Origin of the sequence: Pseudomonas entomophila, assembly GCF_029478665.1 — a bacterium.
GTDB lineage: Bacteria > Pseudomonadota > Gammaproteobacteria > Pseudomonadales > Pseudomonadaceae > Aquipseudomonas > Aquipseudomonas entomophila_F.
This window is the reverse complement of record NZ_JARPQB010000018.1, coordinates 42197-65693: the sequence shown is the minus strand read 5'-3', so window position 1 is coordinate 65693 and position 23497 is coordinate 42197. Positions and strand designations below refer to the sequence as shown.

At 66.0% G+C, this 23497-nt stretch carries 20 protein-coding genes; 12 read left to right on the top strand and 8 right to left on the bottom strand.

Annotated features, from left to right (window positions below):
- Positions 1-48 precede the first annotated feature (48 nt).
- Genes ftsX through ftsY form a run of 3 tightly spaced genes read right to left on the bottom strand, consistent with a single transcriptional unit; the run spans position 49 to position 3412 of the window.
- Entirely contained in the window at positions 49-1077 is a 1029-nt protein-coding gene (ftsX, locus tag P5705_RS11635) for a permease-like cell division protein FtsX (RefSeq protein WP_277461016.1), read from the bottom strand.
- Positions 1074-1745, bottom strand: coding sequence for a cell division ATP-binding protein FtsE (ftsE, locus tag P5705_RS11630; RefSeq protein WP_011531723.1), 672 nt, complete (start codon positions 1743-1745; stop codon positions 1074-1076). Before ftsE ends, ftsX begins: the two co-directional genes overlap by 4 nt.
- The gene (gene ftsY / locus P5705_RS11625) at positions 1742-3412 is read right to left on the bottom strand and encodes a signal recognition particle-docking protein FtsY (protein WP_277461015.1); all 1671 of its coding nucleotides are present in this window, start codon (positions 3410-3412) and stop codon (positions 1742-1744) included. The genes ftsE and ftsY overlap by 4 nt, the downstream gene beginning before the upstream one ends.
- A gap of 233 nt (positions 3413-3645) precedes the next feature.
- On the opposite strand from ftsY, the gene P5705_RS11620 reads away from it, so the two are divergent.
- Genes P5705_RS11620 through P5705_RS11605 form a run of 4 tightly spaced genes read left to right on the top strand, consistent with a single transcriptional unit; the run spans position 3646 to position 8154 of the window.
- Positions 3646-5001, top strand: coding sequence for a M16 family metallopeptidase (locus tag P5705_RS11620; protein ID WP_277461014.1), 1356 nt, complete (start codon positions 3646-3648; stop codon positions 4999-5001).
- Positions 4994-6487, top strand: a complete 1494-nt coding sequence (locus tag P5705_RS11615) for a M16 family metallopeptidase (protein WP_277461013.1) — start codon at positions 4994-4996, stop codon at positions 6485-6487. Before P5705_RS11620 ends, P5705_RS11615 begins: the two co-directional genes overlap by 8 nt.
- On the top strand, positions 6487-7101 hold the full coding sequence (gene rsmD / locus P5705_RS11610; RefSeq protein WP_213659194.1) for a 16S rRNA (guanine(966)-N(2))-methyltransferase RsmD: 615 nt from the start codon (positions 6487-6489) through the stop codon (positions 7099-7101). The genes P5705_RS11615 and rsmD overlap by 1 nt, the downstream gene beginning before the upstream one ends.
- A gap of 60 nt (positions 7102-7161) precedes the next feature.
- Entirely contained in the window at positions 7162-8154 is a 993-nt protein-coding gene (locus P5705_RS11605; protein ID WP_240063966.1) for a hydrolase, read from the top strand.
- A 94-nt stretch (positions 8155-8248) separates the two neighbouring features.
- On the opposite strand, the gene P5705_RS11600 is transcribed toward P5705_RS11605, so the two are convergent.
- Together P5705_RS11600 and P5705_RS11595 are read right to left on the bottom strand one after the other, a co-directional pair.
- Positions 8249-9103 carry a sulfurtransferase gene (locus P5705_RS11600; RefSeq protein ID WP_277461012.1) on the bottom strand — a complete coding sequence of 285 codons (855 nt, stop codon included), beginning with the start codon at positions 9101-9103 and terminating at the stop codon, positions 8249-8251.
- A 35-nt stretch (positions 9104-9138) separates the two neighbouring features.
- Positions 9139-9804, bottom strand: a complete 666-nt coding sequence (locus P5705_RS11595) for a TetR/AcrR family transcriptional regulator (RefSeq protein ID WP_277461010.1) — start codon at positions 9802-9804, stop codon at positions 9139-9141.
- Between the two features lie 146 nt (positions 9805-9950).
- On the opposite strand from P5705_RS11595, the gene P5705_RS11590 reads away from it, so the two are divergent.
- The 6 genes from P5705_RS11590 to ggt all read left to right on the top strand — a co-directional run bounded on the left by P5705_RS11590 (position 9951) and on the right by ggt (position 16250).
- Entirely contained in the window at positions 9951-11381 is a 1431-nt protein-coding gene (locus P5705_RS11590) for a coniferyl aldehyde dehydrogenase (protein ID WP_277461009.1), read from the top strand.
- 14 nt (positions 11382-11395) lie between these two features.
- On the top strand, positions 11396-11881 hold the full coding sequence (locus P5705_RS11585; protein ID WP_277461007.1) for a twin-arginine translocation pathway signal protein: 486 nt from the start codon (positions 11396-11398) through the stop codon (positions 11879-11881).
- 122 nt (positions 11882-12003) lie between these two features.
- Positions 12004-13602 (top strand): GMC family oxidoreductase, encoded by a 1599-nt coding sequence (locus P5705_RS11580; protein WP_277461005.1) that lies wholly within the window; start codon positions 12004-12006, stop codon positions 13600-13602.
- 111 nt (positions 13603-13713) lie between these two features.
- Positions 13714-14193: a pantetheine-phosphate adenylyltransferase gene (coaD, locus tag P5705_RS11575; RefSeq protein ID WP_011531712.1), complete on the top strand. Its 480-nt coding sequence runs from the start codon at positions 13714-13716 to the stop codon at positions 14191-14193.
- A gap of 108 nt (positions 14194-14301) precedes the next feature.
- Positions 14302-14553, top strand: coding sequence for a YfhL family 4Fe-4S dicluster ferredoxin (locus tag P5705_RS11570; protein WP_011531711.1), 252 nt, complete (start codon positions 14302-14304; stop codon positions 14551-14553).
- The gene (ggt, locus tag P5705_RS11565; RefSeq protein ID WP_277461001.1) at positions 14553-16250 is read left to right on the top strand and encodes a gamma-glutamyltransferase; all 1698 of its coding nucleotides are present in this window, start codon (positions 14553-14555) and stop codon (positions 16248-16250) included. The genes P5705_RS11570 and ggt overlap by 1 nt, the downstream gene beginning before the upstream one ends.
- A 109-nt stretch (positions 16251-16359) precedes the next feature.
- Here the strand turns inward: ggt and mutM are convergent, their stop codons facing one another.
- Both mutM and P5705_RS11555 read right to left on the bottom strand, forming a co-directional pair.
- Positions 16360-17172, bottom strand: coding sequence for a bifunctional DNA-formamidopyrimidine glycosylase/DNA-(apurinic or apyrimidinic site) lyase (mutM, locus tag P5705_RS11560; RefSeq protein ID WP_277461000.1), 813 nt, complete (start codon positions 17170-17172; stop codon positions 16360-16362).
- Positions 17173-17175: 3 nt separating this feature from the next.
- Entirely contained in the window at positions 17176-17994 is an 819-nt protein-coding gene (locus P5705_RS11555) for an HDOD domain-containing protein (RefSeq protein WP_193383918.1), read from the bottom strand.
- Between the two features lie 327 nt (positions 17995-18321).
- Here P5705_RS11555 and P5705_RS11550 point away from each other — a divergent pair, with 327 nt between their 5' ends.
- A complete protein-coding gene (locus P5705_RS11550; RefSeq protein WP_011531707.1) occupies positions 18322-19518 on the top strand; it encodes a class I SAM-dependent rRNA methyltransferase in 1197 nt (398 codons plus the stop codon).
- A 58-nt stretch (positions 19519-19576) separates the two neighbouring features.
- Here P5705_RS11550 and P5705_RS11545 read toward each other — a convergent pair whose 3' ends face one another.
- Complete coding sequence (locus tag P5705_RS11545) at positions 19577-21250, bottom strand: DUF4153 domain-containing protein (protein WP_277460999.1); 1674 nt, start codon at positions 21248-21250, stop codon at positions 19577-19579.
- A gap of 318 nt (positions 21251-21568) precedes the next feature.
- On the opposite strand from P5705_RS11545, the gene ilvD reads away from it, so the two are divergent.
- A complete protein-coding gene (ilvD, locus tag P5705_RS11540) occupies positions 21569-23410 on the top strand; it encodes a dihydroxy-acid dehydratase (RefSeq protein WP_248918283.1) in 1842 nt (613 codons plus the stop codon).
- Positions 23411-23497 lie beyond the last annotated feature (87 nt).

Genomic DNA, 23497 nt, shown 5'->3' with positions numbered 1-23497 from the left:
TGTACAAGTTCCAGAATGAAAAATTTGTCAATACTGGCCATGAAACATTTATCGCGGTGCCAGCTCGTTCAAGTGACGAGCGACGGCGATCCATGCACCGATATACCCCAACAGCACCGCTCCGATCAAGAGTGAAAGACCATCCGAGGCCGGCACGCCGCCCAGGGCGAAATCACTGCCGTACAGGCCGGAAAGCCCGACCACCGCGTCGTTGAGCCAGTTCAGGCCGAACGCCAGGATGCCCCAGGCCAGCACGCCCGCGCCCAGGCCATACAAGGCGCCCATGTAGAGGAAAGGCCGGCGCACGTAGCTGTCGGTGCCACCGACGAGCTTGATCACTTCGATCTCCACCCGGCGGTTTTCAATATGTAGACGAATTGTGTTACCGATTACTAACAACAAGGCGGAAATCAGCATCACCGCCAGGCCGAACACAAAGCGGTCGCCCAGCTTGAGGATGGCCGCCAGGCGCTCGACCCACACCAGATCCAGCTGCGCCGCTTCCACGCGAGGCAGCTCGGACAAGCGCTGGCGCAAGGCTTCCAGGGCGGGTTTGTCGACTTCGGTCGGGGTCACCACCACCACGCCGGGCAGCGGGTTGTCCGGCAGCTCGCGCAGCGCTTCACCCAGGCCCGACTGCTGCTGGAACTCTTCCAGCGCCTGTTCGCGGCTGACGTACTGGGCCTCCGCGACACCTGGCATGCCCTTGATTTCGTCACGCAGCGCCTCGCCGTCGCGGCCGCTGGCATCAAGCTTGAGATAAAGCGAGATCTGCGCCGCACGCTGCCATGAACCGCCGAGCTTTTCGACGTTCTTGAGCAGCAGCGAGAGGCCCATGGGCATGCTCAGCGCCACCGCCATGACCAGGCAGGTGAAGAAGCTGCCGATCGGCTGCTTGCCCAGGCGGCGCAGGCTGTCGGCCAGGCTGGCGCGGTGGCTTTCCAGCCAGGCGTGCAACAGTGTGCGGAAGTCCGGGCCATCGTCGTCGTGATCGCCGCGCTTCTTCTTCGCCGGTTGCGGGTCGGCGGCCTTGGGCGCGACGCGCTCGGAAACCTTTGGTGTACGTGTGGTGCTCATTGCCCAGCCTCCCCATCGCCGATCAAGCGGCCGCGTTGCAGCGTCAGCATGCGGTGGCGCATGCGCGCGATCAGCGCCAGGTCGTGGCTGGCGATCAATACCGTGGTGCCCAGGCGGTTGATGTCCTCGAACACGCCCATGATCTCCGCGGCCAGGCGCGGGTCGAGGTTACCGGTGGGCTCGTCCGCCAGCAGCAAGGCCGGCTGGTGAACAATGGCGCGGGCGATGCCGACCCGCTGTTGCTGGCCGGTGGACAGGTCGGCCGGGAACAGCTCGCCCTTGTCGCTCAGCGACACGCGCTCCAGCGCCGAGTCCACGCGCTTGGCGATCTCGGCCTTGGACAGCCCGAGGATCTGCAGCGGCAGGGCGATGTTGTTGAACACGGTGCGGTCGAACAGCAACTGGTGGTTCTGGAACACCACGCCGATCTGCCGGCGCAGGAACGGGATCTGCGCGTTGCTGATCTGGCCCAGGTCCTGCCCGGCCAGCAACAACTTGCCGCTGGTCGGGCGCTCCATCGCCAGCAGCAGGCGTAACAAGGTGCTCTTGCCGGCGCCGGAGTGGCCGGTGACGAACAGGAACTCGCCACGGCGCGCCCGGAAGCTCAGCTCGTGCAGGCCGACGTGGCCATTGGGGTAGCGCTTGGCAACCTGTTCGAATCGGATCATGAAGGTTCCCGTTCGGCAAACAGCGCCTTGACGAAAGGTTCGGCTTCGAAGGTGCGCAGGTCGTCGATACCCTCGCCCACACCGATGAAGCGGATCGGAATGCTGAACTGCTTGGCCAGGGCGAAGATGACGCCGCCCTTGGCGGTGCCGTCGAGCTTGGTCAGGGCCAGGCCGGTCAGTTCGACGCTTTGGTTGAAGTACTTGGCCTGGCTGATGGCGTTCTGGCCGGTGCCGGCGTCGAGCACCAGCAGCACCTCGTGGGGCGCGTCGGCATCGAGCTTGCCGATCACCCGACGGACCTTCTTCAGCTCTTCCATCAAGTTGTCCTTGGTGTGCAGCCGCCCAGCGGTATCGGCGATCAGCACATCGACGCCACGGGCCTTGGCGGCCTGCACGGCGTCGAAGATCACCGAGGCCGAGTCGGCGCCGGTGTGCTGGGCGATGACCGGGATCTGGTTGCGCTCGCCCCACACCTGCAGTTGCTCCACCGCCGCGGCGCGGAAGGTGTCGCCGGCGGCGAGCATGACCTTCTTGCCTTCGAGCTGGAGCTTTTTCGCCAGCTTGCCGATGGTGGTGGTCTTGCCGGCGCCGTTCACGCCCACGACCAGGATCACGTAGGGCTTGGTCTGCGCTTCGATCTTCAGCGGCTGCTCGACCGGGCGCAGCAGGGCGGCCAGTTCTTCCTGCAGCGACTTGTACAGGGCATCGGCGTCGGCCAACTGCTTGCGGGCGACCTTCTGCGTCAGGTTCTGGACGATGGTCGAGGTGGCCTCGACGCCGACGTCGGCGGTCAGCAGGCGGGTTTCGATTTCATCGAGCAGGTCGTCGTCGATGACCTTCTTGCCCAGGAACAGGCTGGCCATGCCTTCGCCGATGCTGGCACTGGTCTTCGACAGACCCTGCTTGAGGCGGGCGAAGAAGCCTGGTTTGGCGGGTTCGGCGGCAACAGGCGCGAGCTCTGCGGCAACCGCAGTGGAAGCGACAGGCGCGACCGACTCGGGCTCGACCACAGGAACGACAACCACGGGGGCAGGTTCGGGAACCACCACCTCAGGCGCCTCAGGGGCCGGGCGCTCAGGGATGGCGGGCGGAGCCTTGGGTTCGAGATCAGGCACCAGCGCAACCGGTTCCTCGGCGACTGGCAGCACCAGGTTGCTCACTGGCGCAGGGTGCTGTGGCACCGGAGCCGGATCGAACGCAACCTGCACCGGCTCGGGCCGGGATGCTTCGACCTGCTCAACAGGCTGCTGAGCCTGAGGAACAGCAGGCTCAGGCGTGACCGGCGGCGCGCTTGCCGGTGCCGGCCGGGATGCCTCGGCCACCGGAACGGGTTGCGCCACCTCAGGGACGACGGCAGGCTCAGGCTCGACCGGCGAGATTACCGGTGCCGGCTGGGGCGCCTCGGCCACCGGAACGGGTTGCGCCACCTCAGGGACGACGGCAGGCGCAGGCTCGACCGGCGAGATTACCGGTGCCGGCTGGGGCGCCTCGGCCACCGGAGCAGGCTGCTCAACGGGTGGCTGCTCGAGCGGTGCCTCGACCGGCGGTTGTGGGGCTTGCGGCTGTTCGGCGACAGGTTGCTCCGGCTTCTTGCGGAACCAGCTGAACAGGCCTTTCTTCTCGCCAGCCGCGGCCGGCGCTTTTTTGTCGTCGTTGGAACCAAACATGGAGGACGGCTATCTCAGGGTAGCGATGGGCCAGCAATGGCGCATCGGGAATTCTTACTCACGCAGAACAGACTACTGTGAAGCCAGCGGGTTCATGCGCAACGTTTTGTCGTAAGGGCCTGCGGGCCAGAACGGCGACAGGCATGGTCGCCAGGCAACCGGATCAGTATCCTAGCACCTCCTGGCCCGCCGACGCTAAACCCAAGCGGGCCGCCGAACAGGTTGAACACCGTATGAATGCTCTAGCCCGCCGCGCCGCTGGCCTGTTGCTCGGCACGCTGTGCCTGCCGCTGGTGGCCTTCGCCGCCGATGTGCAACCCACTCACGAATTCATCCTCGACAACGGCCTGAAGGTCGTCGTGCGCGAGGACCATCGCGCGCCAGTGGTGGTTTCGCAGATCTGGTACAAGGTTGGCTCCAGCTACGAGACGCCGGGCCAGACCGGTCTTTCGCATGCACTGGAGCACATGATGTTCAAGGGCAGCGCCAAGGTTGGCCCAGGCGAAGCCTCGCGCATCCTGCGCGACATCGGCGCCGAGGAAAACGCCTTCACCAGCGACGACTACACCGCCTACTATCAAGAGCTGGCCCGCGACCGCCTGCCGGTAGCCTTCGAGCTGGAAGCCGACCGCCTGGCCAGCCTGCGCCTGCCGGCCGACGAATTCAGCCGCGAGATCGAGGTGATCAAGGAGGAGCGCCGCCTGCGCACCGACGACCAGCCCAACGCGAAAGCCTTCGAGCTGTTCCGCGCCATGGCTTACCCGGCCAGCGGCTACCACACCCCGACCATCGGCTGGATGGCCGACCTCGAACGCATGAAGGTCGAGGAACTGCGCCACTGGTACGAATCCTGGTACGCACCAAACAACGCCACCCTGGTGGTGGTCGGCGACGTCCCCCCTGACGAGGTGAGGAGCCTCGCACAGAAGTACTTCGGCCCGATCCCCAAGCGCGCCGTGCCACCGAGCAAGCTGCCGCTGGAACTGGCCGAACCGGGCCAGCGCCAACTGACCCTGCATGTGCGCACGCAACTGCCCAGCCTGATCTACGGGTTCAACGTCCCAAGCCTGGCCACCACCAAGGAACCACGCACCGTCAACGCCCTGCGCCTGATCTCCGCCCTGCTCGACGGCGGCTACAGCGCGCGCATGCCGGCACGCCTGGAACGTGGCCAGGAGCTGGTGGCCGGCGCCTCGTCCAGCTACAACGCCTTCACCCGGGGTGACAGCCTGTTCCTGGTCTCGGCCACGCCCAACGTGCAGAAGCACAAGACCCTCGCCGACGTCGAGAAAGGCGTATGGCAACTGCTCGACGAGCTCAAGACCACCCCACCGACCGCTGAAGAGCTCGAGCGCGTGCGCGCCCAGGTGATCGCCGGCCTGGTCTACGACCGCGACTCGATCAGCAGCCAGGCCACCACCATCGGCATGCTGGAGACCGTCGGCCTGTCGTGGAAACTGATCGACAGCGAGCTCGACGACCTCAAGCGCGTGACGCCGCAGGACATCCAGGACGCCGCCCGCACCTACTTCACCCGCGAACGCCTGAGCGTTGCCCATGTACTGCCCGAGGAGTCCGCTCATGAGTGATCGCAGCGCACCCCGCTACACCCTGTTCGGCCTGGCGATCATCGTGCTGGTAGTGGCTATCGCCGTGCTGCTGGCGCGCCCGGCCCAGTCCGACAATACCGGCAAGCCCGACACCGCCGCGCGCCCGGCCAATGCGTTGCAATCGCTGGCCGAGCTGGACGGCAAGGCCCCGAGCCGCCGCCAGTTGAACATCCAGAACTGGACCACCGCCGAAGGCGCCCGGGTACTGTTCGTCGAGGCCCGCGAACTCCCAATGTTCGACCTGCGCGTCACCTTCGCCGCCGGCAGCAGCCAGGACGGCGGCACACCCGGCCTGGCCGCGCTGACCAACGCCATGCTCAACGAGGGCGTGGCCGGCAAGGACGTGACCGCCATCGCCGAAGGCTTCGAAGGCCTCGGCGCGGACTTCGGCAACGGCTCCTACCGTGACATGGCCGTGGCCTCGCTGCGCAGCCTGAGCGCCGTGGACAAGCGTGAGCCAGCACTGAAGCTGTTCACCGAGGTGGCCGGCAAGCCGACCTTCCCCGAGGACGCCCTCAAGCGCATCAAGAACCAGATACTTGCCGGTTTCGAGTATGAGAAGCAGAACCCCGGCAAGCTGGCCGGCAAGGCGCTGTTCGCCAACCTCTACGGCAACCACCCCTACGCGCACCCCAGCGACGGCACTGCCGAGACCATCACCGGCATCACCCTGGAGCAGCTGCGTGAATTCCACAGGAAGGCCTACAGCGCGGGCAACGCGGTGATCGCCCTGGTTGGCGACCTCGACCGCGGCGAGGCCGAGGCCATCGCCGCCCAGGTGTCCGCTGGCCTGCCCAAGGGGCCTGCACTGGCCACGCCCGAACAACCGAGCGAGCCCAAGCCGGGAGCGACTCATATCGACTTCCCGTCCAAGCAGACCCACCTGATGCTGGCCGAGCTCGGCATCGACCGTAACGATCCGGACTGGCCCGCCCTGTCGCTGGGCAACCAGATCCTCGGCGGTGGCGCCTTCGGTACCCGCCTGATGAGCGAAGTCCGCGAAAAGCGCGGCCTCACCTATGGCGTGTACTCGGTGTTCAGCCCGATGCAGGTGCGCGGCCCGTTCATGATCAACCTGCAAACCCGCGCCGAGCTTAGCGAAGGCACCCTCAAGCTGGTCCAGGACATCCTCGCCGACTACTTGAAAAATGGCCCGACTCAACAAGAACTGGACGACGCCAAGCGTGAACTGGCCGGCAGCTTCCCGCTGTCCAACGCCAGCAACGCAAGCATCGTCGGCCAACTGGGCGCGATCGGCTTCTACAACCTGCCGCTGAGCTGGCTGGAGGACTTCATGCAGCAGTCCCAGGCACTGACAGTCGAGCAGGTCAAGACGGCCATGGCCAAGCACCTGGCCGCCGACCGGCTGGTAATCGTCACCGCTGGTCCGACCGTGCCGCAGAAGCCACTGCCGGCCCCCACTGACAAACCCGCCGAGCAGCCGCTCGGCGTACCGGAGCATTAATGGCAAGACCCACCTCCCCAGCGCGCCCGGCACCGGGCGCCAGCAAGGGCCCCGGCCAGTTGCGCATCATCGCCGGCGAGTGGCGCAGCCGCCGCCTGGCAGTGCCGGAAGGCGAAGGCCTGCGCCCCACGCCTGACCGTGTGCGCGAAACCCTGTTCAACTGGCTGGCGCCCTACATCGAGGGCGCCCATGTGCTGGATGCTTTCACCGGCAGCGGCGCCCTGGTACTCGAGGCGCTGTCCCGGGGTGCCGAAAACGCCGTGGCCCTGGACAGCAACCCGGCCGCCATCACCAACCTCAAGCACAACCTCGAACTGCTGCGTTGCCCCCGCGGGCAGATCCTGCAGACCGACGCCCTGCGCTACCTGCAAGGCCCAACGAAGCAGCAGTTCGACCTGGTGTTCCTCGACCCGCCCTTCCACCAGGACCTGCTGGCCAACACCTGCAACCTGCTGGAGCAAGGCCAGTGGCTGCGCGAACAGGCGTGGATCTACACCGAGAGCGAGGCAGCCCCGTCCACGCTACCGATGCCAGGCAACTGGCGCCTGCACCGCGAGAAAAAGACCGGCCAGGTGCACTATGCACTGTGGCAACGCGTGGCAGCCGACCAATAGCGCAGATACAGTGGCGGTGTTTCATGGCACTCTAGACGGGCACACCACGAGTCGCCCAGCATGCCCAGCCTCACCGCCACGTTCCGCCCGGCCACCGGCCTGTCCAACCCGCACCTGCAGACACTGTGGGGCCCCCTCTGGCGCAAGCTTCCCGATCTGTCGCGCAACCGCGAACGCCTGTGGCTGGCCGACGGCGACTTCCTCGACCTCGACTGGCATGGCCCGCACCAGCCCGATGCACCCTTGGTGCTGGTGCTGCACGGGCTGACCGGCTCTTCCAACTCCCCGTACGTCAAAGGTTTGCAGCAAGCGCTGCAGGCCCGAGGCTGGGCCAGCGTCGCGGTGAACTGGCGTGGTTGCTCGGGCGAGCCCAACCTGCTGGCGCGCAGCTACCACTCCGGGGCAAGCGAAGACCTGGCCGAGACCATCCGCCACCTGCGCGCCCAACGGCCGCTGGCACCGCTGTATGCCGTGGGCTATTCGCTCGGTGGCAACGTGTTGCTCAAGTACCTGGGTGAGAGTGGTTCGGCCAGTCAGCTGGAAGCGGCGGTGGCGGTGTCGGTGCCGTTCCGCCTGGACCAGTGCGCCGATCGCATCGGGCTGGGCTTCTCGAAGCTCTACCAGGCGCATTTCATGCGCGAGATGCTGGCCTATGTGCAGGACAAGCAGCGGCATTTTCGCGACAAGGGCCATCAACAAGGGCTGGACGAGATCGAGCGCCTGGGGCCTTTGCGCAATCTGCGCACCTTCTGGGACTTCGATGGCCGGGTAACCGCGCCGCTCAACGGTTTCAGCGATGCCCACGACTATTACCGGCGAGCTTCCAGCCGCTACTACCTGGGCGAGAACCGCACCCCAACGCTGATCATCCATTCCAGCGACGATCCATTCGTGTTCGACCACAGCCTGCCAAGCGCCAGCGAGCTGGCAGCGCAAACGCACTTCGAGTTGCACAGCCGGGGCGGGCATGTGGGGTTTGTCGACGGCAGCCTGCGTAATCCGGGGTACTACCTGGAGCGGCGGATTCCGCAGTGGCTGCTGGAAGGTCGATAGCGGTAATTCTGTAGGAGCCAGCCTTGCTGGCGAATTAGCGTTCAGGCAAGGCTGCGCCTTGCATCGCCAGCAAGGCTGGCTCCTACAGTAAGAATCAGTCGCCGGTTGCCACCGCATGTAGCGGGTCATTGATCCACTCGCTCCAGGAACCTGCGTACAACCGCCCCAATGGATATCCCGCCAGCGCCAGGGCGAACAGGTTGTGGCAGGCCGTCACGCCCGAGCCGCAATAGGCCACCAGGTGCTCCGGCGAGCGGCTGCCCAGCTTTTCGGCAAAACGCTGCTTGAGCTGCGCGGCAGGCAGGAACCGCCCGTCGGCACCAAGGTTGTCGGTAAACGCCGCACATTGTGCACCCGGGATGTGCCCGGCCACCGGGTCGATCGGCTCGACCTCGCCTCGGAAACGCGGCAACGCACGGGCATCGATCAGGGTCAGGTCCGCTTCGCCCAGGCGCTTGGCCAGGTGCCCGGCATCAATCAGCAGCTTCATGTCCGGCTCGCCGCTGAAGTTGCCCTCGCGCCGCGCAGGCGAGTCCAGGCTCAGGGGCAGGTGTGCCGCGTGCCAGGCTTTCAGGCCGCCATCGAGGATCGACACCCCGTCGCGCTTACCCAGCCAGGCCAGCAGCCACCAGGCACGGGCGGCAAACGCGCCGGGACCGTCGTCGTAGAGCACCACCTCGCTGTCATCGTCCAGGCCCCACTCGCGCAGGCGCTCGACCAGGCGCTGCGCATCGGGCAACGGATGCCGCCCGGTACGCCCCTTGACCACCGGCCCGCTCAGGTCACGCTCCAGGTCGGCGAAATGCGCTCCGGCGATATGCCCCTGGGCATAGCTGCGCTGGCCATAGTCGACATCTTCCAGGGCGAAACGACAGTCGAGGATCACCAGCCCGGGCGAGTCCAGGCGCTCGGCCAGTTGCTGCGGGGTGATCAGTTGCGCAAGGGGCATGACAATCTCCTGTTGAATGGCTCGAAAACCCCGGTTCAGTGCTCCAGGGCCTGGTTGAACGGAACGTGATACTCATCGCACAGCGCCTGCACGGCAGCCCGCGAGGCTGGGGTGACATAGCCCAGTTCCAGCACCACCACCTGATAGACGCCGCGCTTGAAGGCTTCTTCACCCAGGTGGGCGGTGTGCTCGCGGGTGGTGCTGAGGAAACGGACCCAGGACGTCAGGACGATCCAGGCATTGATCGTCAGCGACTCGATCTGCGTCGAATCCATGGCCAGGATCCCGGCGTCGACGAAACCACGGTAGATGGCCTGGCCATGTTGCAGGCAGCGCCGGGAAAACCGCCGATAGCGCGCGGCCAGCTCCGGGTCGCTGTCGAGCAGGTGCTCCAGGTCGCGGTGGAGGAAACGGTAGTTCCACATCGCCGCCAGCAAGGCCTTGAGGTAGAAACGTTTGTCCTCGACCGTGGCGGCCCGCCCCTGGGGGGCGCGCAGGAAGCTGTCGACCAGTTCTTCGTACTGGTTGAACAGCACGGCGATGATCGCCTGCTTGTTGGGGAAGTGGTAGTACAGGTTGCCGGGCGAGATTTCCATGTACGCGGCAATGTGGTTGGTGCTGACGCTACGCTCGCCCTGCTGGTTGAACAGCTCCAGGCTGTTCTGCACGATGCGCTCTCGGGTCTTCATGCGCGGGGCCATGCTCAGCTCCGGTCTCCAGGGTGAATGATCAGGGCCATCTTACGGCCTCCTGCCGGTCGGGTGCACCGCCAAGGTCATGAAAAAAGGTGCACCATCGTACCAATTAGAGTATATGCTCTAGCCATTCGCCACTCCTCGGAGCCGCCATGACCTCGCCTGCCGTTCTCCCTCCCGTGCAATCCGACCTCGACCTGCAAGCGACGTTCGACGCCCAGCGCCAGGCGTTCGCCAGCAACCCCATGCCCCCGGCCGCCCAGCGCCGGCAGTGGCTCAAGAGCCTGCGCGAGGCACTGCTGGCGGACCAGGAAACCCTGATCGCCACCATCGATGCCGACTTCAGTGGGCGTAGCCGCGATGAAACCCTGATCGCCGAGCTGATGCCCTCGGTGCTGGGCCTGCGCGATGCCGAGCGCCACCTGCAGCGCTGGATGCGCGCGTCGCGACGCAAGGTCGGCCTGGCCTTCCAGCCCGCCAGCGCACGGGTGCAGTACCAGCCACTGGGGGTGGTGGGGATCATCGTGCCGTGGAACTACCCGCTTTTCCTCGCCATCGGCCCGCTGACCGGCGCCCTGGCCGCAGGAAACCGGGTGATGCTCAAGCTCAGCGAGTCCACCCCCGCCAGCGGCCAGGCACTCAAGGCCCTGCTGGAGCGAGTGTTCCCCAGAGACCTGGTCAGCGTCGTGCTGGGTGAGGTGGAGGTCGGCCAGGCCTTTGCCCGCCTGCCATTCGACCACCTGCTGTTCACCGGCGCCACCAGCGTCGGCCGCCACGTGATGCTGGCGGCCGCGCAGAACCTCACCCCGGTGACCCTGGAACTGGGCGGCAAGTCGCCAGCTATCGTCTCGGCGGATGTGCCACTGGACACCGCCGCCGAGCGCATCGCCTTCGGCAAGACCCTCAATGCCGGGCAAACCTGCGTCGCCCCCGACTACGTGCTGGTGCCCCGCGAGCGCCTGGGCGCCTTCGCCGAGGCCTACCAGCGCGCCGTGCGCAGCGCCTACCCTCGCCTCGCCGACAACCCCGACTACAGCGCGATCATCAACGAGCGCCAGCTCGCCCGCCTGAACCACCTGCTGGATGACGCCCGTGCCCAGGGTGCCAAGGTGCTCGACCTGTATGCCGATGAGCCGCGCCAGGGTCGGCGCCTGCCGCCCCACCTGCTGCTGGAGGTGAACGACAGCATGCAGGTGATGCAGGATGAGATCTTCGGCCCACTGCTGCCGCTGGTGCCCTACGACCGGCTCGACGATGCCCTGGCCTACATCAACCAACGACCACGGCCACTGGCGCTCTACTACTTCGGCTACGACCGTGGCGAGCAGGCGCGGGTACTGCGTGACACCCACTCCGGTGGCGTGTGCCTCAACGACACCCTGTTGCACGTGGCCCAGGACGACCTACCGTTCGGCGGCATCGGCCCGTCCGGCATGGGGCACTACCATGGCCACGAAGGCTTCCTTACCTTCAGCAAGGCCAAGGCGGTGCTGGCCAAGCAGCGCATCAACGCTGCCAAGGTGATCTACCCACCTTATGGCAAGGCCTTGCAGCGCCTGGTCTACAAGCTGTTCATCCGCTGAGCGGGGGGCAGGTCATGCAGCGTCGCGACCTGCTCAGGTTCAGCCTGGGCGCCAGCCTGTTCCTCGGTGCCGCGAGCCTGGTCGGCTGCTCGAAAGAGGCGCCCTCCTCTGGCTATCAGGTGCTGCGCGAGGACGACCTGCCGCTGTTGCAGGCCTTGATCCCGATTGTGCTGGCGGGAACCCAGGCCTCCACCAACACGGTGCTCGCGAGCCTCGACCACAAGCTGGCGGCGCTTTCCCCGGCCATGCTCAAGCTGACCCGGCAGTTGTTCGATGTGCTCGGCATGCCTCTGACCCGTGGGCCATTGACTGGCGTCTGGGGCAGTTGGGACAACGCGACAGGGGCGGATGTGGAGCGGTTCCTGGATCGTTGGCGCGCTAGCTCCTTGAACCTGTTGCGCCAAGGGCATGCCTCGCTGCTACAACTGTTGCAGATGGCATGGTACGAGCGCCCGGAAGCCTGGGCCGCCTGTGGTTATCCGGGGCCGCCGAAGATCTGAACGGACACTCATGCACCGCCTGATGTGGGAACCAGGGATGTGCTTTGGCTGTACCGGCCCTTTCGCCGGCAAAGCCGGCTCCTACAGGGTTCGCCGCTGCCTTGCTCAGAAGGAATCACTTCATGCCCGTCCCTGACCCGTTCCGCCAAGGCCTTGAGCGAGGCTGGACAACCTACGATGGCTCACGTTTGGACCAGGACCTGGCGCTCGAAGCCGATGTCGCCGTGATCGGCAGCGGTGCCGGGGGGGCTACCACGGCCGAGTTGCTCAGCGCCGCCGGCCTGAAGGTGCTGCTGATCGAGGAAGGTCCACTGAAGACCAGCAGCGATTTCCATCTGCTGGAGCACGAAGCCTACGCCGACCTCTACCAGGAGGGCCTGGGGCGGATGAGCAAGGAGGGCGCCATCACCATCCTCCAGGGCCGCGCGGTGGGCGGCACCACGCTGGTCAACTGGACATCGAGCTTCCGCACCCCGCCACAGACACTGGAGCACTGGGCCCGCGAGCACGGGGTGAAGGGCCTGGACGGCGAAACCCTGCGCCCGTGGTTCGAGCGCATGGAGCAGCGCCTGGGGATCGCCCCCTGGGCAATGCCACCGAATGCCAACAACGACGTGCTGCGGCGCGGCTGCGAGGCACTGGGCCACCGCTGGGCGGTCATCCCGCGCAACGTGCGCGGCTGCTGGAACCTGGGCTACTGCGGCATGGGCTGCCCGGTCAACGCCAAGCAGTCGATGCTGGTCACCAGCATCCCCGCCACCTTGGACAAGGGTGGCGAACTGCTCTACCTGGCCCGTGCCGAGCGCTTCAGCCATGACGGCCAGCGCATCGACCACCTGCAGTGCCAGGCCTTGGACGCCAAGGGTATCCAACCGACAGGGCGCCAGGTCCGCGTGCGCGCCCGTCACTACGTGCTGGCGGGTGGCGGCATCAACAGCCCGGCCCTGCTGCTGCGCTCGCAGGCGCCCGACCCGCACCAGCGCCTGGGCAAGCGTACCTTCCTGCACCTGGTCAACTTCAGCGCCGCGCAATTCGCCGACAGGATCGACCCGTACTACGGCGCGCCGCAGTCGATCTACAGTGACCAGTTCCAGTGGCAGGACGGCGTCGCCGGCCCGATCGGCTACAAGCTCGAGGTCCCCCCGCTGCACCCGGCCCTGGCCAGCACCCTGCTGGGCGGGCACGGCCAGGACAATGCCCTGCGCATGGCCGAGCTGCCCCACACCCATGTGATGCTGGCGCTGCTGCGCGATGGCTTCCACCCCGACAGCCCGGGCGGGCAGGTGGAACTGCGTGGCGACGGCTCCCCGGTGCTCGACTACCCCGTCACCGACTACCTGCGCGACGGCCTGCGCCGGGCCTGGCACAGCATGGCGCAGATCCAGTTCGCCGCCGGCGCCCGCCAAGTGCTGCCGGTGCATGGCGACGCCCGCTACGTCGAGACGCCGGAGCAGGCCAAGGCACTGATCGACGGCCTGCCCCTGGCGCTGTTCCGCATGCGCCTGGGCAGCGCCCATGTCATGGGCGGCTGCGCCCTGGGCGAAGACCCGCGCCAGGCGGTGTGCGACAGCCTGGGCCGGCATCACCAGCTGGAGAACCTGTCGATCCACGACGGCTCGCTGTTCCCCACCAGCATCGGCGCCAACCCGCAGTTGTCGGTCTATGCCCTGGCCGCGCGGCTCAGCGACGGGCTGATCGGCCGCCTGGCAAACGGCGCATGACAGCCAATACACGCACTGTTTATAGTGCCATCAGCCAGCCACGCGACTTGGCCGGGCGCAATCGCTGCGCTACCATCCGACTCCCCAACGCACTCCAGCCAGGATGACGCGATGAACCGAGTGTTGTACCCGGGTACTTTCGACCCCATTACCAAAGGCCATGGCGACCTGGTCGAGCGCGCCTCGCGGCTGTTCGACCACGTGATCATCGCCGTGGCGGCCAGCCCCAAGAAAAACCCCCTGTTCCCGCTGGAACAACGGGTCGAGCTGGCCCGCGAGGTCACCAAGCACCTGCCCAATGTCGAAGTCATCGGCTTCTCCTCGCTGCTGGCGCATTTCGCCAAGGAACAGGGCGCGAACGTGTTCCTGCGCGGTCTGCGCGCAGTTTCCGACTTCGAGTACGAGTTCCAGCTGGCCAACATGAACCGCCAGTTGGCGCCGGACGTCGAGAGCCTGTTCCTCACCCCGTCCGAGCGCTATTCGTTCATTTCCTCGACGCTGGTCCGGGAAATCGCCGCGCTGGGCGGTGATATCAGCAAGTTCGTCCACCCCACCGTGGCCGACGCGTTGACCGAGCGCTTCCGCAAGTAACCACGCGGTCAGGATGTCGCGCCCACGTGCACTGCGGGCGCGAATCCGGCACAATTGCGCTTGTCGCTTTGAAACATGCCCGGGCCCGACGCCCCGGCCGGAGTCTCCATGTCCCTGATCATCACCGACGATTGCATCAACTGCGACGTCTGCGAACCCGAGTGCCCGAACGCCGCCATCTCGCAAGGCGAGGAGATCTACGTGATCGACCCGAACCTGTGCACCCAGTGCGTGGGCCACTACGACGAGCCCCAGTGCCAGCAAGTCTGCCCGGTCGACTGCATCCCCCTGGATGAAGCCCACCCGGAAACCGAAGACGAACTGATGGCCAAGTACCGCCGGATCACCGGCAAGGCCTGATGCCGTTCGTCGCCGCAGTTCGACGCTCACTCCTCGGCGCCGCCCTGGCGCTGCTGGCCACCGCCGCCCAGGCTGATGGCCCAGGCCGCGCGGCCATTGCCAGCCCGCACGGCGAAGCCACCGCGGCAGCCCAGCAGGTTCTCGCCCAGGGCGGCAACGCCTTCGATGCCGCCGTGGCCATCAGCGCCGCGCTGGCGGTGGTCGAGCCCTATGGCTCGGGCCTGGGCGGTGGCGGTTTCTTCCTGCTGCGCGAAAGCGGCGACTCACCACGCTACGCCTTCCTCGATGCCCGTGAGCGGGCGCCGGCCGCCGCCCGGGTGGACATGTACCTGAAAGACGGCAAGGTCCAGCCAGGGCTGTCGATCAACGGCCCTTTGGCCGCCGCCATCCCCGGCCTGCCCCAGGCGCTGGCCGACCTGGCCGCGACCCACGGCAAGCTGCCCTTGAAGGACACCCTGGCCCCGGCCATCCGCCTGGCCAACCAAGGCTTTGCCGTCGACCGCATCTACCGCGACCGGGCGACCATGCGCCTGGGTGCCCTGCGCGGCGACGCTGAAAGCGCCCGGCTGTTCCTCCGCACCCACGACGTGCCGGCGTTGGGCACGCTGATCCGCCAGCCGGAACTGGCCGCCACCTTGCAGCGTATGGCCGAACACGGCCGTGACGGCTTCTACCGGGGCCCGATGGCCCAGCGCCTGGTCGATGGCGTACGCCAGGCCGGTGGCATCTGGACCCTCGACGACCTCGCCGGCTACCACACCGCCTGGCGCGAACCTCTACGCTACTCGTTGGCCAACCAGCGCGAGCTGATCAGCAGCCCGCCGCCGTCGGCCGGTGGCGTGGCCCTGGCCCAGAGCCTGGCCATGCTCCAGCGCCTGCCCTGGCAAAGCGCCGAGCCGGTGCAGCGCAGCCATTATGTGATCGAAGTGTTGCGCCGGGCCTACCGTGACCGCGGCCTGCTCGGTGACCCGGACTACGTCGCCAACCCGATCAATCGCCTGCTGGCGCGCCAATACCTCACCGGGCTGGCCGACAGCATCGATGTGCACCAAGCCACGCCCAGCAGCGCCCTGCCGCCCTCGCCGGCCTGGCGCGAGGGCGACCACACCACCCACTTCACGGTGATCGACGCCGACGGCAACGCAGTGTCCGCCACGCTGTCGGTCAACCTGCCGTTCGGCGCGGCTTTCAGCGTGCCGGGCACCGGCGTGGTGTTGAACAACGAGATGGACGATTTTGCCGCCGACCCCAGCGGCAGCAACAGCTACGGCCTGGCGGGCAGCCCGGCCAACGCGGTGGCGGCGGGCAAGCGGCCGCTGTCGAGCATGAGCCCGACGTTCATCGAGAGCCCCAGCCAGTTCGCCAGTTTCGGCACGCCAGGCGGCAGCCGGATCCCGAGCATGGTGCTGCTGTCGGTGATGGGCTTCCTGGAAGGTCGGCCGGTGGCTGAATGGCCGGCGACGGCACGCTACCACCATCAGTACCTGCCGGACGTGGTCGAGCATGAGCCGGGGGCGTTCAGCCCAGGGCAGAAAGCCGAACTGCAAGCGCGTGGGTATCAGCTGAAGGACATGGGGCGCAGCTACGGGAACCAGCAGGTGCTGTATTGGGACAAGGCGGGAGGGACCGTGGAAGCGGCCAGTGATCCGCGAGGTGTTGGCGAGGCGGTGATTCTCGGCAAGGCAACACGGCCCTGAGGACTGCTGCGCAGCCCATCGCGGCGCAAGGCCGCTCCTACAGGGGATCGCGTTCCGTCTGTAGGAGCGGCCTTGTGCCGCGAAAGGGCCGCATAGCGGCCCCAGGGGATCAGCGCTGGCATTTCGGGCAGAACACGCTCGCCCGCTGCCCCAGCTTCACCTCTCGCAGCTCGGTGCCACACACCTTGCACGGCTGCCCACCGCGCCCATAGACGAACAGCTCCTGCTGGAAATACCCCGGCTGCCCATCGCCACCGATGAAGTCACGCAGCGTTGTCCCGCCCTGCTCGATGGCCGCCGCCAGCACGCGCTTGATCTCGATGGCCAGCTTCAGATAGCGCGCCCGGGAGATGCCCCCCGCCTCGCGGCGCGGGTCGATGCCCGCCGCAAACAATGCCTCGGTGGCGTAAATGTTGCCCACACCCACCACCACCGCGTTGTCCATGATGAACGGTTTGACCGCCATCGAGCGGCCACGGGACAGCTGGAACAGCCGCTCGCCATCGAACAGGTCGGTCAATGGCTCCGGCCCCAGGCGGATCAGCAATTCGTGATTGAGCGGGTCGAGGCTCCACAGCATGGCCCCGAAACGCCGTGGGTCGGTGTAGCGCAGCATCAATCCCGACTCCAGCTCGATGTCCACATGCTCGTGCTTGGCCGCCGGCAACCCCAGCTCGACCAGGCGCAGGTTGCCGGACATGCCCAGGTGGCTGATCAAGGTGCCGACCTCGGCGTTGATCAGCAGGTACTTGGCGCGGCGCTCGACGCTGATGATGCGCTGCCCCGACAGGCGCACGTCGAGGTCTTCCGGGATCGGCCAGCGCAGGCGCCGGTCACGCACCACCACACGGCTGACCCGTTGGCCCACCAAGTGCGGGGCGATACCGCGCCGCGTCGTCTCGACCTCTGGCAATTCCGGCATGGCTCAGTGCCCGCCCAGTTCGCGGATGTTCTGCTTGAGCTGCTCGAAGTCGTATTCGGTCAGGCCGATGTAGTCCAGCACCAGCGGCCCGACCATCTCCCACTCGTGGTCCACGGTCTGGTTGCCCAGCACGCGGTAGGACGCGCAGATGTGCTCGGACATCTTCAGCACCGCCAGCAGGTTCTTCAGCTGGGTCTGGGTGTTGCGCGAGGATTCGTCGCGGAACACCGCCAGGGCATTGTGGTGGTTGGCGATGGCGGCGCTGATGTGCTCCGGCAGGCGCCAGGACTTGGCGGTGAAGTAGCCGACCACCGAGTGGTTGGTGTTGAACACGCGGTTTTCGGTGTCCACCACGCGGATTTCGTCATTGGCCTTGGCGTAGGACTCTTCCAGCACTTCCATGTAGTTGGGGAAACGCTTGTGCATCAGCGGCACGCCGCAATCGTGGAACAAACCTAGCGTGTAGGCCTCGTCGACCGCCTGGATGCCGGTGCGCTTGGCCAGGGTCAGGCAGGTCATGGCCACGTCCTGGGCGGTATCCCAGAACGGGTTGAGGGTGACGATGGTCTCGTCGCTCATCTCGCCCTTGATCGACTGGGCGTTGATCAGGTTGATGATCGAGCGGCTGCCCAGCAGGTTCACCGCGCGCTGGATCGAGCCGATCTTGTTCGCCAGGCCGAACTGCGCCGAGTTGACCAGCTTGAGCAGGGCACCGGACAGGCCCGGGTCCTGGCTGATCAGCTTGGCGATGGTCTCAAGATCAGGGTCGGGCATGTACTGCTCGAACTGCAGGTCGACCATGATCTGCGGCTGTGGCGGGATGGTGATGCCTTGCAGGGCTTGCTGGATCTGTTCGGCGGTAAGTTCCTGGGACATAAGTACACACTCGCGGGGGACGGGGGATTCTAACCCTGTACGCCGGCAGGGCAACCTTTCAGTGGATCGTTGGATCCAGGAATTTCTTTAGCGCTGTAGGAGCCAGCCTTGCTGGCGAACACCGGCAAGGCCGGTGCCATGCACCGGGGCGCCTGGTTCGCCAGCAAGGCTGGCTCCTACAGGATGAAGCGATAAGCTCACGCTTGGTCGCGGCCCACAGCGAATCCGGGGCCAACACGGTATACTCCCGCTCTTTTTTCCCGGAGCGACGTCATGTCCCTGCCCAGCCTTCGCCTCAAAGCCAATGCCGACCGCCGCCTGCGCGCCGGCCACCTGTGGGTCTACAGCAACGAAGTCGACGTCGCCGCGACCCCGCTGCAGGGCCTGAAGGCCGGCCAGCAGGCGATCCTCGAAGCCGCCAACGGCAAGCCTCTGGGCGTGGTGGCCATGAGCCCGAACAACCTGATCTGCGCCCGTCTGCTGTCGCGCGACGCCAAGCTGCCGCTGGACAAGTCGCTGCTGGTGCACCGCCTGAACGTGGCCCTGTCGCTGCGCGAGCGCCTGTTCGACAAGCCTTGCTATCGCCTGGTCTACGGTGACTCCGACCTGCTCCCGGGCCTGGTGGTCGACCGCTTCTTCGACATTCTGGTGGTGCAGCTGGCCTCGGCCACCATGGAAGCCCATAAGGACGACGTGATCGCCGCCCTGGTGCAGGTGCTCAAACCCAGCGGCATCCTGTTCAAGAACGACTCCGCCGCCCGCGACGCCGAAGGCCTCGAGCGCTATGTCGACACCGTCTACGGCGAAGTGCCGGACTGGGTGGCGCTGGAAGAGAACGGCGTGAAGTTCGAAGCCCCGGTGCGTGAAGGGCAGAAGACCGGCTGGTTCTACGACCACCGCATGAACCGCGCGCGCCTGGCGCCCTACGTCAAGGGCAAGCGCGTGCTCGACCTGTTCAGCTACATCGGTGGCTGGGGCGTGCAGGCCGGCGCGTTCGGCGCCAGCGAAGTGTTCTGCGTGGACGCGTCTGGCTTCGCCCTCGATGGCGTGGAACGCAACGCCGCGCTGAACGGCATCAGCGAGAAGCTGACCTGCATCGAAGGTGATGTGTTCGAGGCGCTGCGTGAGCTGAAAGCCGCCGAAGAGCGCTTCGACGTGATCATTGCCGACCCGCCCGCCTTCATCAAACGCAAGAAGGACCTGAAGAACGGCGAGGCCGCCTACCGCCGCCTCAACGAACAGGCCATGCGTATGCTGAACAAGGACGGCATCCTGGTCAGCGCCTCGTGCTCGATGCACCTGCCGGAAGACGACCTGAACAACATCCTGCTGACCAGCGCCCGCCACCTGGACCGCAACCTGCAGCTGCTCGAGCGCGGCGGCCAGGGCCCGGACCACCCGGTGCACCCGGCGATCGCCGAGACCCGCTACATCAAGAGCATCACCTGCCGGTTGCTGCCCAACAGCTAAGGCGTTCGCTACAAGAAAATCCCGGCCATGCGCCGGGATTTTTCATGCCTTTGGAAGGCTACTTCTCCAGCCGCAGGGACAGTTCCTCGCCATTGAGGCTCAGGGTCTTGTACTTCGGCGTGACCGGTTTCATTGCCCCCTGGCGTATCTGCCTGACCAGTTCTTCGGTGTTCTCGAAATCACCGTACAGGGTGCCAATCTGGTGCCACCCGCCTTCACTGGCGAAGACGAACACGTTGGACGCATAGACATGACGTGGAATCATCAGCACTTCGTCGCGCCCATCGCCATCCATGTCCACCGCCCACAGGAAACAGCCTTTGCCGCCGCACTGGCTCTCGGTCATGACCAACGTATCGAATGCCTGGCTGTTGCGTACCGCGGCGCCCAGCCACTCGAGCTGCGGGCCACGGGGCTCTTCGACCGGCGGCTCATGCACCTTGGCCATGTTCAGCAGCAGCCGTTCGCGGCCGGCCTGGTCGAACAACTCCGGACCTTGCAGCTGCGCCTGCAACTCATCGAATGCCGCACGTCCCGGGTCGCCCAGGCGGTAGTACAGGTGGCTGGCATCGAACTCATCGATAGGCGTGCGCCCGCTGACCAGGCGTTCGACCTGGTTCTTCGCGCTCAGCGCCAGCGGATCCAGCAGCGGTGTATAGAACAGCACCACCAGCACCGCGCTGAGCAAGGCGATCCACGGGTTGCTCAGCCGCAGGCTGTACAGCCAGGCCTGCCGTGAACTCACCACCGCCCACACCGCCGCCAGGCTGTGCGCCACCATCACGCCCACCAACAGCATGGCCATGATGCGCGACGGGGTCAGCCCGTACTGGTCGATGCGCAACCAGCTGGCATAGGCCGCCAGGCCCACCAGCACCGGCAGGCACAACAGGCTGGCCTCGACCAGGCGCTTGAGCGGCGCAGGATAAGCGTTGCCTTGATGGCCGTCCTGGAACACACCATTGGTCAGGAACAGGTTGATGCCTGCCAGCACCAACAGCAGAGCGGTGGAATAACCAGTGTCCCACACGGGTTGCAGGCCGCTGAAAGGCAGTGTCAGGGTGAACACCACGGCGATCACCGCACTCAATGGCAACAGGAAGCGGCACAGTGTCAGCAGGATACCGCGCAGCAGCCCGATGACCTTTTCGTTTTCCCGGCCCATGCGCATCCCCAGGGAGAACACCACCGGCAACAGCAGACAGAGGAACTCGGGGGCCTCCACCACATGCTTGACCTGCGGGATGCCCAGCATGGCGAACAACAGTGCGCACAGCCAAAGCAGCTGCCAGAACAGGCCCATCAGCAACTGCGCCAGGAACAGGATGAACACGTTGTTCCAGGCATGCCTGAACAGGTCTTCGTAGCGTGGACGCAGCCCTTCGCGAGTCGGCCAGGCAAGAATGAACGCAGTGCCGATATACCCCAGCACGATGGCGGCCAGGCACCAGGTCTGCTGCAGCCATCCCAGGTGCTCGAAACGGGAGAGCCAGCCACTGATACCGCTGATCAGCACGGTCAGGCCCAGTACCAGCCAGCCTGTGCCACGTTGCAGCACCGCGCTGCCGAGCAACTGCAGGTTCAGCCCCGCTACCGCCACCGCGACGCACACAGCCACCGACAGGCTGAACCCCAGCAGTTCACCCTCTCCTTTCACGGTGGTGAGCACCACCAGGCCCTGGATCAGACCGATGATGACGTAGAACAGTAAAGAGCGACTTGGCGCTGGCATTGCAAATCCTTTTGGCCAGTGGGGTGGAAGGCGCGCAAGTCTACCGAAACCGGCCCGAATCACGCCAAGGGCTTTACCTTGCGGGCTGGCGGCAGCCAATTATCACAACGCCATTCCCTCGCGGGCGCGGCGGTGTAGAATCGAGCCATTCATCGCCAGACATCCCCGGCGGGTTTATGAGCTCTGGTCGAGCCTGCGGCGATCCCGCGCGGTCTTTCGATCCCCATCCGTGCCTGTGGCAACCGGCCTTCGGCGTATTTAGGACAAGAGAAGCTCACTCCCTTATTAGTGACCTGATTAAGCCGCCAGGAGTGCTTTATGCCTGATTATCGTTCCAAGACTTCCACCCAAGGCCGCAACATGGCTGGCGCCCGTGCCCTGTGGCGCGCCACCGGGATGAAGGACGAAGACTTCAAGAAGCCGATCATCGCCATCGCCAACTCGTTCACCCAGTTCGTCCCGGGGCACGTGCACCTGAAGGACCTGGGCCAGCTGGTCGCCCGCGAGATCGAACGCGCCGGTGGCGTGGCGAAAGAGTTCAACACCATCGCCGTGGACGACGGTATCGCCATGGGCCACGATGGCATGCTGTACTCGCTGCCCAGCCGCGAGATCATCGCCGACGCCGTCGAGTACATGGTCAACGCCCACTGCGCCGACGCCATCGTCTGCATCTCCAACTGCGACAAGATCACCCCCGGCATGCTGATGGCCGCCCTGCGCCTGAACATCCCAGTGATCTTCGTTTCCGGCGGCCCGATGGAAGCCGGCAAGACCAAGCTGGCCAGCCACGGCCTGGACCTGGTCGACGCCATGGTCATCGCCGCCGACTCCAGCGCCTCCGACGAGAAGGTCGCCGAGTACGAGCGCAGCGCCTGCCCGACCTGCGGTTCGTGCTCCGGCATGTTCACCGCCAACTCGATGAACTGCCTGACCGAAGCCCTGGGCCTCGCCCTACCGGGCAACGGCTCGACGCTGGCCACCCACTCGGATCGCGAGCAACTGTTCCTCACCGCCGGTCGCACCATCGTCGAGCTGTGCAAGCGCTACTACGGCGAGAACGATGAGTCGGTACTGCCGCGCAGCATCGCCAACTTCAAGGCGTTCGAGAACGCCATGATGCTCGACATCGCCATGGGCGGCTCGACCAACACCATCCTGCACCTGCTGGCCGCGGCCCAGGAGGCGGAAGTGGACTTCGACCTGCGCGACATCGATCGCCTGTCGCGCAAGGTGCCGCAGCTGTGCAAGGTGGCGCCGAACATCCAGAAGTACCACATGGAAGACGTGCACCGCGCCGGGGGCATCTTCAGCATCCTCGGCTCGCTGGCCCGTGGCGGCCTGCTGCACACCGACCTCCCTACCGTGCACAGCCGCAGCATGGAAGAAGCCATCGCCAAGTGGGACATCACCCAGACCGATGACGAAGCCGTGCACACCTTCTTCAAGGCAGGCCCGGCCGGCATCCCGACGCAGACCGCGTTCAGCCAGTCGACCCGCTGGGAGACGCTGGACGACGACCGCGCCGAAGGCTGCATCCGCAGCGTCGAGCACGCCTACTCGCAGGAAGGCGGCCTGGCGGTGCTGTACGGCAACATCGCCCAGGACGGCTGCGTGGTGAAGACCGCCGGCGTGGATGACTCCATCCTGGTGTTCGAAGGCAACGCGAAGATCTTCGAGAGCCAGGACAGCGCCGTGCGCGGCATCCTCGCCGACGAAGTGAAGGCCGGCGACATCGTCATCATTCGCTACGAAGGCCCGAAGGGCGGGCCGGGCATGCAGGAGATGCTGTACCCGACCTCGTACCTGAAGTCGAAAGGCCTGGGCAAGGCCTGCGCCCTGCTCACCGACGGCCGCTTCTCCGGCGGCACCTCGGGCCTGTCCATCGGCCACGCTTCGCCGGAAGCGGCGGCGGGCGGCGCGATCGGCCTGGTGCGCGATGGCGACAAAGTGCTGATCGACATCCCCAACCGTTCGATCAACCTGCTGGTCAGCGATGACGAGCTGGCCGCGCGTCGCGTCGAGCAGGACAAGAAGGGCTGGAAGCCGGCTGAAGTGCGACCACGCAAGGTGACCACCGCGCTGAAGGCCTACGCCCTGCTGGCCACCAGCGCCGACAAGGGCGCGGTGCGCAACAAGGCGATGCTCGACGGGCTGTGAGGCTTTGAAGGCATAAAAAAACCGGCGCCTGGTGCGCCGGTTTTTTTATGCCTGCTTTGCGCAACACACACCTCCTGTAGGAGCGGC